Source organism: Mycobacterium sp. (genome assembly GCF_052143115.1).
Lineage (GTDB): Bacteria > Actinomycetota > Actinomycetes > Mycobacteriales > Mycobacteriaceae > Mycobacterium.
This window is the reverse complement of sequence record NZ_JBKQTQ010000337.1, coordinates 1-10,200: the sequence shown is the minus strand read 5'-3', so window position 1 is coordinate 10,200 and position 10,200 is coordinate 1. Positions and strand designations below refer to the sequence as shown.

At 63.6% G+C, this 10,200-nt stretch carries 8 protein-coding genes; 7 read left to right on the top strand and 1 reads right to left on the bottom strand.

Going from position 1 to position 10,200, the window contains the following annotated elements; genetic code table 11:
• On the top strand, positions 1-1,357 hold a 1,357-nt coding region (locus ACLQI9_RS32420; RefSeq protein WP_442384804.1), incomplete at its 5' end, for a thioesterase domain-containing protein.
• 4 nt (positions 1,358-1,361) lie between these two features.
• On the opposite strand, the gene ACLQI9_RS32415 is transcribed toward ACLQI9_RS32420, so the two are convergent.
• Positions 1,362-2,240 (bottom strand): PAC2 family protein, encoded by an 879-nt coding sequence (locus ACLQI9_RS32415; protein ID WP_442384802.1) that lies wholly within the window; start codon positions 2,238-2,240, stop codon positions 1,362-1,364.
• A gap of 80 nt (positions 2,241-2,320) precedes the next feature.
• Here ACLQI9_RS32415 and metH point away from each other — a divergent pair, with 80 nt between their 5' ends.
• The 6 genes from metH to ACLQI9_RS32385 form a co-directional block, all read left to right on the top strand.
• Positions 2,321-5,914 (top strand): methionine synthase, encoded by a 3,594-nt coding sequence (gene metH, locus ACLQI9_RS32410; RefSeq protein ID WP_442384800.1) that lies wholly within the window; start codon positions 2,321-2,323, stop codon positions 5,912-5,914.
• A gap of 42 nt (positions 5,915-5,956) precedes the next feature.
• Positions 5,957-7,432 (top strand): sugar porter family MFS transporter, encoded by a 1,476-nt coding sequence (locus ACLQI9_RS32405; RefSeq protein ID WP_442384798.1) that lies wholly within the window; start codon positions 5,957-5,959, stop codon positions 7,430-7,432.
• A gap of 26 nt (positions 7,433-7,458) precedes the next feature.
• The gene (locus tag ACLQI9_RS32400) at positions 7,459-7,740 is read left to right on the top strand and encodes a phosphoribosyl-ATP diphosphatase (RefSeq protein WP_442384796.1); all 282 of its coding nucleotides are present in this window, start codon (positions 7,459-7,461) and stop codon (positions 7,738-7,740) included.
• Between the two features lie 32 nt (positions 7,741-7,772).
• A complete protein-coding gene (gene hisG / locus ACLQI9_RS32395; RefSeq protein ID WP_442384816.1) occupies positions 7,773-8,633 on the top strand; it encodes an ATP phosphoribosyltransferase in 861 nt (286 codons plus the stop codon).
• A gap of 87 nt (positions 8,634-8,720) precedes the next feature.
• Positions 8,721-9,200, top strand: coding sequence for a DUF4126 family protein (locus ACLQI9_RS32390; protein ID WP_442384794.1), 480 nt, complete (start codon positions 8,721-8,723; stop codon positions 9,198-9,200).
• Positions 9,197-10,200: mercuric reductase (locus ACLQI9_RS32385; protein WP_442392852.1), on the top strand; the 1,004-nt coding region annotated here is incomplete at its 3' end. The genes ACLQI9_RS32390 and ACLQI9_RS32385, both read left to right, overlap by 4 nt.

Below are 10,200 nucleotides of genomic sequence, written 5' to 3'. Positions count from 1 at the left end.
GCGCGGACAGCGCATCGAGCTGGGCGAAATCGAAAACACCCTGCTGGCCTGCCCGCAGGTCACCCGGGCCGCCGCCACCGTGCACCACAGCACCACCGGCGCCGACCACCTCATCGCCTACATCAGCGGCGTGCCGCAGCCCGAGCCCACTGTGGTGCATCGGCAATTGTGTGCGTGGTTGCCCGATTACATGGTGCCGGCTGAGATTGTGGTGCTTGACGAGTTCCCGTTGACCTCCTCGGGCAAGATCGACCGTAAAGCGCTGCCGGCGCCGGTGGTTGCCGCTGCACCCTTCCGGGCGCCGCAGACCCCGACCGAGAAAATCGTCGCCGAGGTGTTCGCCGAGGTGTTGGGCCTGGATCGGGTCGGGCTCGATGACGACTTCTTCGCCCTGGGTGGGGATTCGTTGATCGCCACCCGGGTCAGCGCGCGGCTGCGGTCGGCGCTGGGCAGGGAAGTGCCGGTGCGGTATCTGTTTGACGCGCCCACTGTCGGGGATCTTGCCGACTATCTGCACCGGCATCGTGGCGATAGCGATACCACTGATTTGCAAGAAGTAGTTCCGGTTCAGACCCTGAAGAAGGGTACTGGCGTGCCGCTGTTCTGCATTCATCCTTTGGGTGGGGTGAGTTGGCCGTACCTGGCTCTTGGTAATTACTTGGACTGCCCGATCATTGGAATCCAACAAATCCTGCAGGACGAAGAAGTTGAACCTGGGTCAATTCGCGATATGGCGAAAAACTATGCCGACAGGATCCAAGGGGTTTATCCTACCGGGCCCTACAACCTTCTCGGCTGGTCTGTGGGAGGCATGATCGCCCATGAAATCGCCATCGAGCTTCAGCGACGCGGATGCGTAATTGCACGCCTTGTCCTTCTCGACGCTGTTCCCAGCATCGACATCCAATCAAACCCGGAGTTAGGCGATTGGAAAAAGGAGATAGAAGTCTTGCGATTCTATCTTAAGGGCGTTCCAGAACAGGATGGGCCGCTTACCTACGAGCAGATAGAAGAACTACTTCGCGAACGAGGAGCCGCAGAATTTCCTCGATACAAACAGGTTCTGGATTTGTTTGTGCACAACGTTAAGAATGGCATGACGTTGTATCAAGCTCACGAACCCGGTGTTTTCAATGGTGATATGATCATATTTTCTGCTGTGCGGGATGAGAACGATCGGAGTTCGTCTCTTCTGCCAAGTTGGCGACCTTACGTTGCTGGCGACATTACCGTGTACTCGATCGACTGTACGCATCACGAGATGCTGACTGCCGAATCGGTCAGTATGTACGGCAAACAACTCAAACATTCATTAGTCCGAGTTGGATCTACTGAGGTCTGCACCCGATTCCGTTGAGCATCTAGCGTCCAAAGCCCGGGCGGCGGCGTCGTAAATAGCGTTCGAACTCGGCGGCCAGCGCGTCGCCGTCGATCTTGCCCAGCGCCTCATTCATGTCGACCTCGGCGTCGCCGCGCTGCTCCAAGGACTGCACATACTCAGCGATCTCGTCGTCCTCGGCGGTCATCTCGGTGACCGCCTGCTCCCACTCCTCGGCCTGCGCCGGCAGATCGGCCAGCGGGACCTCGATATCGAGCACATCCTCGACCCGGCGCAGCAGCGCCACAGTTGCCTTCGGATTGGGTGGCTGCGACACGTAGTGCGGAACCGCCGCCCAGAAGGTGACCGCCGGTATCCCGGCCGCCACGCAGGCGTCCTGGAACACGCCGGCGATGCCGGTCGGACCTTCGTAGCGGGTTTCCTGCAGCCCGAAACGGCGCGCCGACTCGGGGGAGTAGGCCGCCCCGGACACCGGCACCGGTCGGGTGTGCGGCGTGTCGGCCAATAGCGCGCCGAGGATCACCACGGTGTCGACGTTGAGCTTGTCGGCGACGGCCAGCAGCTCGGCGCAGAATGTGCGCCAACGCATATTCGGCTCGACGCCGTGCATCAACACGATGTCGCGGTCGCTGCCCGACGGGCGACAGTGCGAGATCCGCATCGACGGCCACACTAATTCCCGCGTGACGCCGTCGACCTGCCGGATGACCGGGCGGTTCACCTGATAGTCGTAGTAAGCCTCGTCGTCGATCTCGACGATCGGATCGGCCTCCCAGATGGCGTCCAAGTGCTCCAGGGCGTCGCTGGCCGCGTCACCGGCGTCGTTCCACCCCTCGAACGCCGCCACGACGATCGTGTTGTGCAGTTCGGGTAGCGAAGCGCTGGGATCCGGCGAGTTCACAGAATTAGCGTACGGCCTGATCGGAGTCCCGGTGCCGCGACGACCAGGCCATTTTCCATAGACCGGCTATGCTTGTCGGGATGACTTCCGCCAACGACACCCGCTACGACACCGATCTGCTCGAGACGTTGTCGCAGCGCGTAGTTGTCGGCGACGGCGCCATGGGGACCCAGCTGCAGGCCGCAGATCTCACCCTCGACGACTTCCGCGGGCTGGAGGGCTGCAACGAGATCCTCAACGAGACCCGCCCCGATGTGTTGGACACCATCCACCGCGCCTATTTCGAGGCTGGCGCGGACGCTGTGGAAACCAACACGTTCGGCTGCAACTTGTCGAATCTCGGCGATTACGACATCGCCGACAAGATCCGCGACCTATCACATAAGGGCACCGCGATCGCACGTCGGGTTGCTGACGAATTGACCACTGGCGACCGCAAACGCTACGTGCTGGGGTCTCTGGGGCCGGGCACCAAGCTGCCGACCCTGGGCCACACCGAGTACCACCTCATTCGCGACGCCTACACCGAAGCCGCGTTGGGCATGCTCGACGCGGGCGCCGACGCGATCCTGGTGGAAACCTGCCAGGATCTCCTGCAGCTCAAGGCCGCGGTGCTGGGGTCGCGACGGGCGATGGCGCAAACCGGGCGGCATATCCCGGTGTTCACCCATGTCACCGTCGAGACCACCGGCACGATGCTGCTGGGCAGCGAGATCGGTGCGGCGCTGACGGCCATCGAGCCACTCGGTGTCGACATGATCGGTTTGAACTGCGCGACGGGTCCTGCCGAGATGAGTGAGCACCTCCGGTACCTGTCGCGGCATGCCCGCATCGCGGTCTCGGTGATGCCCAACGCCGGGCTGCCGGTGCTGGGCGCCAAGGGCGCTGAATACCCGCTGCAGCCAGACGAATTGGCCGACGCGATGGACAGTTTCATTTCCGAGTTCGGTCTGTCGCTGGTCGGCGGCTGCTGCGGTACCACCCCGGAGCACATCAGGCAAGTGGCCGACGTAGTGGCCAGATATCACAACGGCTCCGCGCAACGCGGCGAGCGCCACGTGACCTTTGAGCCGTCGGTGTCATCGTTGTACACCGCCGTCCCCTTCGAGCAGGACGCCTCGGTCTTGGTGATCGGGGAGCGGACGAATGCCAACGGCTCCAAGGCTTTTCGTGAGGCGATGATCGCCGAGGACTATCAGAAGTGCCTGGACATCGCCAAGGATCAGACTCGCGACGGTGCGCACCTGCTGGATCTGTGCGTCGACTACGTGGGCCGCGACGGCGCGGCCGACATGACGGCGCTGGCCAGCCGCCTGGCCACAGCGTCGACTTTGCCGATCATGCTGGACTCTACCGAAACCCCGGTGCTGCAAGCAGGTTTGGAGCACCTGGGTGGACGCTGCACCATCAACTCGGTCAACTACGAAGACGGTGACGGTCCCGAGTCGCGCTTTGCCAAGACCATGGAGTTGGTCGCCGAACACGGCGCGGCGGTGGTCGCGCTGACCATCGACGAAGAGGGCCAGGCCCGTACCGCCGAGAAGAAGGTCGAGATCGCCGAGCGGCTGATCAACGACATCACCGGCAACTGGGGAGTCGACGAATCCTCGATTCTGATCGACTGTTTGACCTTCACTATCGCGACCGGGCAGGAAGAGTCGCGCAAAGACGGCATCGAGACGATCGAGGCGATCCGTGAGCTGAAAAAACGTCACCCCGACGTGCAGACCACGCTTGGGTTGTCCAACATCTCGTTTGGTCTCAATCCCGCTGCCCGCCAAGTGCTCAACTCGGTATTCCTGCACGAATGCCAGGAAGCCGGGCTGGATTCGGCGATCGTGCACGCGTCGAAGATCCTGCCGATGAACCGGATCCCAGACGAGGAGCGCGAGGTTGCGCTGGATCTGGTCTACGACCGCCGCCGCGAGGAATATGATCCGCTGCAGGAACTGATGCGGCTGTTTGAAGGGGTGTCGGCGGCGTCGTCGAAGGAGTCGCGCGCCGCCGAACTGGCCAAACTCCCGTTGTTCGAGCGACTGGCCCAACGCATCGTCGACGGAGAGCGCAACGGCCTAGAGGCCGATCTCGACGAGGCCATGACCCAAAAGCCGCCGCTGGAAATCATCAACGAGAACCTGCTGGCCGGGATGAAGACGGTCGGCGAGTTGTTCGGCTCCGGGCAGATGCAGCTGCCGTTCGTGCTGCAGTCGGCCGAGGTGATGAAAACCGCCGTCGCACATCTTGAGCCGCACATGGAGAAATCCGACGACGACTCCGGCAAGGGACGCATCGTCTTGGCCACCGTCAAGGGCGACGTGCACGACATCGGCAAAAACCTCGTCGACATCATCTTGAGCAACAACGGCTACGAAGTGGTCAACATCGGCATCAAGCAGCCGATCGCCACCATCCTCGAAGTGGCCGAAGACAAGAGCGCCGATGTGGTCGGCATGTCGGGCCTGCTGGTGAAATCCACCGTGGTGATGAAGGAAAACCTCCAGGAGATGAACACCCGTGGAGTCGCCGAGAAGTTCCCGGTGCTGCTCGGCGGTGCTGCGCTGACCCGTAGCTACGTGGAGAACGACCTCGCCGAGATCTACGAAGGCGAAGTTCATTACGCGCGAGACGCTTTCGAGGGCCTGAAATTGATGGACACCATCATGAGCGCGAAGCGGGGCGAGGCGCCCGACGTCGACAGCCCGGAGGCCGTCGCCGCCCGGGAGAAAGAGGCCGAACGCAAGGCCCGCCATGAGCGGTCCAAGCGGATTGCGGCGCAAAGGAAAGCGTCCGAAGAACCGGTCGTCGTGCCAGTGCGCTCCGACGTCGCGGCCGATGTCGAGGTGCCGGTGCCGCCGTTTTGGGGGTCACGGGTCGTCAAGGGGCTGGCCCTAGCCGACTACACGGAGCTGCTGGACGAGCGTGCGCTGTTCCTGGGTCAGTGGGGCCTGCGCGGGGTTCGCGGCGGCGAGGGACCGTCCTATGAGGAATTGGTGGAGACCGAGGGTCGACCGCGGTTGCGGTACTGGCTGGACCGGCTGTCCACCGACGGCGTGCTGGCACACGCCGCCGTTGTCTACGGCTACTTCCCAGTGGTGTCCGAGGGCGACGACGTCGTCCTGCTGACCGAGCCGCGGCCCGATGCCGAGCAGCGATTCCGCTTCACCTTCCCGCGTCAGCAGCGGGACCGGTTCTTGTGCATCGCTGACTTCATCCGCTCCCGCGACCTGGCGGCCGAGCGCGGACAAGTTGACGTGTTGCCATTCCAGTTGGCGACCATGGGTCAGCCAATCGCCGACTTCGCCAACGAGCTGTTCGCGTCGGACTCCTACCGCGACTACCTCGAGGTGCATGGCATCGGCGTGCAGCTCACCGAGGCGCTTGCCGAGTATTGGCACCGCCGTATTCGCGAGGAACTGCGATTCTCCGGCGACCGGGCGATGTCCGCCGAAGATCCCGACACGAAAGAGGCCTACTTCAAGCTGGGCTACCGCGGCGCCCGGTTCTCCTTCGGCTACGGCGCCTGCCCCGACCTGGAAGACCGGGTTAAAACCATGGCCGTGCTCGAACCGGAGCGTATCGGGGTGACTCTTTCGGAGGAGATGCAGCTGCATCCCGAGCAATCCACCGACGCGTTCATCCTGCACCACCCCGAAGCGAAGTACTTCAACGTCTGACCGCTGATGCCGGCCGGGTGTGCGGCGGTATCCTCGGACGCCATGACCGGTGATGATGCCCTCGGGCAGACGCCATCGGCGCCTCACGAAGACCTGCCCGCCGACCGCCGCGTCCCTTTCTTGTCCGCCACCCGCTTCGCGTCGGTGGCTGCAATCGGGGGACTGATGTTCGGCTACGACATCTCGGTGACCAACCGTGCAGTCAAGGCGTTGCAGGCCAACTTTCATGTCGGCAACGCGGTGTTGGGTTTCGCCGCGGCCTCGGCACTGATGGGCGCCGCTGCCGGAGCGGTGTTCGCCGGACGGTTCGCGGACCGGATGGGCCGACTGGCGATGATGAAGCTTTCGGCCACATTGTTTTTCATCTGCGGGCTCGGAGCCGGGTTGGCAAGCAGCATTTGGATGTTCGTCATCTTTCACACAGTCGGTGGCATCGGTATCGGCTTCGGGTCCGTCGCCGCCCCGGCGTACATCGCCGAAATCTCGCCCCCGCGTTTCCGCGGTCGGCTCGGTTCACTGCAGCAACTCGCCATCGTGTGCGGCATTTTCGGCTCCCTGGCGCTGACCTGGTTGCCGTTTCATCTGGCGGGGAGCTCCAGCGGGCGGCTGTGGCTGGGTCTGGCCGCGTGGCGCTGGACCTACCTCAGCGAGGTGATCCCGGCGCTGGTGTATTTCGCGCTAATTTTCACCATTCCGGAATCGCCACGCTATCTGGTTGCGCGACAGCAAATTTCGCAGGCTCGCCGAGTGCTTTCCAAGCTGCTCGGTGACCGCGATGTCGAGCTGACGATAAACCGGATCGCGGACAGCCTGGAGCAGGAGAAACCACCGTCCTGGCGCGATCTGCGTAAGCCGACCGGCGGGCTGTACAGCATCGTCTGGGTGGGCCTGGGGCTGGCCATCTTTCAGCAGTTCGTTGGTATCAACGTGATCTTCTACTACTCGGATGTGCTCTGGGAGGCAGTGGGATTCGGCGAGAAGTCGTCGTTCACCATTGCGCTGGTGACCACCGGGGTCAATGTCGTGATCACGTTGGTGGCGATCGCGCTGATCGACAGGGTCGGCCGCAGGCCGCTGTTGCTGGCCGGATCAGCGGGTATGGCATTGATGCTGGTCACCATGACCGTCGTTTTCACCAGCGCATCCGTCGTCAACGGTCGACCAGACCTGGACATGGCCTCCGGGGTGATCGCGCTGGTCGCCGCCGACCTGTTCGTTATCGCGTTCGGCATATCGTGGGGACCCGTCCTATGGGTGCTGCTGGGTGAGATGTTCCCCAACCGCATCCGGTCCGCGGCGCTGGGATTGGCGTCGGGCGTGCAATGGATGGCCAACTGGACAATCGTCGTAACCTTCCCGGCACTGCGGCACGTGCTCGGCTTGGCCTACGGCTTTTACGCGCTGTGTGCGCTGCTCTCGCTTCTTTTCGTGTGGCGATGGGTCCGGGAAACCAATGGGGTGTCCCTGGAAGACATGCCCGACGAGGTGGCTCCGGCAAGCGGACGGCCCGCGACCTGAAACCGCCGTGACTTTGCTACCCGCCCATGAAACAATCGCAGGCCGTGAAGACCTTTGACGATCTGTTTGCCGAGCTCGGCGAGCGTGCCCGTATCCGCCCGCCCGGCAGCAGCACCGTGGCCGCGCTGGACGGTGGGGTGCATGCGGTGGGCAAAAAGGTCCTGGAGGAGGCCGGTGAAGTGTGGTTGGCGGCCGAGCACGAATCTGACGACGCACTCGCCGAGGAGATCAGTCAGTTGTTGTACTGGACGCAGGTGCTCATGATCGCTCGCGGGCTGACGCTCGACGACGTGTACCGGAAGCTGTGATGGTGGCGCTGCACCGAAACGGCTCCACGAGACTGCGGGTCGCAGTTCCCAACAAGGGAGCGCTGAGCGAGCCGGCGGTCGAGATTCTCGCCGAGGCCGGCTACCGTCGTCGTACCGATCCCAAAGACTTGACCGTCATCGACCCGCACAACCATGTCGAGTTCTTTTTCCTGCGGCCCAAAGACATTGCTATCTATGTCGGGTCGGGGGAGCTCGACTTCGGAATAACCGGACGGGATTTGGCGCGTGAGTCCGGCGCGCCGGTGCGCGAACGACTGGCGCTCGGCTTCGGGTCGTCCAGCTTTCGTTACGCCGCACCGGCCGGACGCGACTGGACCATCGACGACCTGGCCGGCCGGCGAATCGCCACGGCATATCCGAATTTGGTGCGAGAAGACTTGGCGGCCCGCGGTATTGACGCGACCGTGATCCGCCTGGACGGCGCCGTGGAGATTTCCGTGCAGCTCGGGGTGGCCGATGCGATCGCCGACGTGGTGGGTTCGGGTCGCACCTTGAACCTGCACAATCTGGTGGCCTTCGGTGAAACCCTGTGCGATTCGGAGGCGGTGCTCATCGAACAGGTCGACCCTGACGACGCAGGCGACGGACCGGATGCCTCCGCCCGCGAGCAGCTGGTCGCGCGGGTGCAGGGCGTGGTGTTTGGCCAACAGTATTTGATGCTGGACTATGACTGCCCGCGTTCGGTGCTTGACGACGCCACCTTGATCACACCGGGTTTGGAGTCCCCGACGATCGCTCCGCTCGCCGACCCGGATTGGGTCGCGGTACGGGCGCTGGTGCCGCGTCGGGGCGTCAATGCGATCATGGACGATCTGGTGGCCATCGGGGCCAAGGCGATCCTGGCCTCGGACATTCGGTTCTGTCGTTTCTGATCTTGAATGCGCCGGTGTAACCGGCTTTGCTGTGTTAGCGTCCCGCTAGAGCCGCGTTCTGTTGTTGAGCCCCTCAGGAGGGTCGCCGTGACGCATTTTTATGTTCTGCTGCTAGCTCTGGGGATCGGTGTCGTCGCCGGGTTGCGTTCCATGACAGCTCCCGCGGTAGTCGCGTGGGCTGCCGTGCTGCACTGGATCAATCTCAATGGGACGTGGGCTTCCTGGCTGGGGCATCCGGTGACGGTCGCGATCCTTAGCGTCCTCGCGGTCGGTGAACTGGTCGTCGACAAGCTTCCCAAGACACCCAGCCGCACGGCGCCGCCGTCGTTCGCCGCCCGGATCGTCTTGGGCGCGTTCGCGGGCGCGGTCATCGGCACCGCGTGGGGCTACACCTGGAGTGCGCTCGGGGCGGGAGCCATTGGTGCGGTGCTCGGCACCCTGGGCGGCTACCAGGCGCGGACCCGCCTGGTCGCGTCGCACGGCCACGACCTGCCGATCGCCTTGCTCGAGGATGCGGTCGCGGTGCTGGGTGCGTTCGCACTTGCCGCGGTAACAGCTGCTCTGTGACAAGGCGTTTCGACGCGATCGTAGTGGGCGCCGGTCAGGCCGGGCCCTCGCTCGCAGGCCGGTTGACCGCAGCCGGCCACACCGTTGCCGTGGTGGAGCGCAAGCTCATCGGCGGCACCTGTGTCAACAACGGATGCATCCCGACCAAGACCTTGGTGGCCAGCGCGCATGCCGCGCACCTGGCCCGTCGCGGCGCCGACTTTGGTATCGGGACCGGAGCGGTCAGCGTGGACATGGCGAAAGTCAAGACGCGCAAAGACGAGATCATGCTGGACGACCGCAAGGGCGTCGAAGACTGGCTGAACGGAATGGACGGCTGCACGGTCATTCGCGGGCATGCCCGATTCGAGGACCCGCACACGCTGCGCGTCGGCGACGAAGTCCTGCAAGCCGAGCGGATCTTCCTCAACGTCGGTGGCCGTGCGGTGGTGCCCGACATTCCGGGCCTTGAGGGTGTCGACTTCCTCACCAACGTCTCGATCCTCGAACTCGACACCGTGCCCGAACATCTCGTCATCATCGGCGGGAGCTACATCGCGCTCGAGTTCGCCCAGATGTACCGCCGCTTCGGCGCCCGGGTGACCGTCGTCGAGAAAGGGCCGCGGCTGGCATCTCGCGAAGACAACGACGTCTCGGACACCATCAAGTCGATCCTGCAAAACGAGGGCATCGACATCGTCGTCGATGCTGCTGATATTCGGATAGCAAAGCAGGACAACGGCTTCAAGGTGTCGCCGCGAGACGGCGCCGGGCCGATCGCCGGCAGTCATCTGCTGCTGGCGGTCGGGCGCCGGCCCAACACCGACGACCTCGGCCTCGAGGCCGCCGGTGTCCACACCGATGCCCGGGGATACATTACGGTCGATGACCAACTGAAAACCAGCGTCGACCATATCTGGGCAATGGGGGACTGTAACGGCAAGGGCGCGTTCACCCACACCTCCTACAACGACTTCGAAATCGTCGCAGCCAACCTGCTCGACAACGACCCACGCCGGGT

What these genes read in the sequence shown, in the direction of transcription:
- metH (WP_442384800.1), top strand. Translation starts at nt 2,321, where the DNA reads ATGACTTCCGCCAACGACACCCGCTACGACACCGATCTGCTCGAGACG.
- ACLQI9_RS32405 (WP_442384798.1), top strand. Translation starts at nt 5,957, where the DNA reads ATGACCGGTGATGATGCCCTCGGGCAGACGCCATCGGCGCCTCACGAA.
- ACLQI9_RS32400 (WP_442384796.1), top strand. Translation starts at nt 7,459, where the DNA reads ATGAAACAATCGCAGGCCGTGAAGACCTTTGACGATCTGTTTGCCGAG.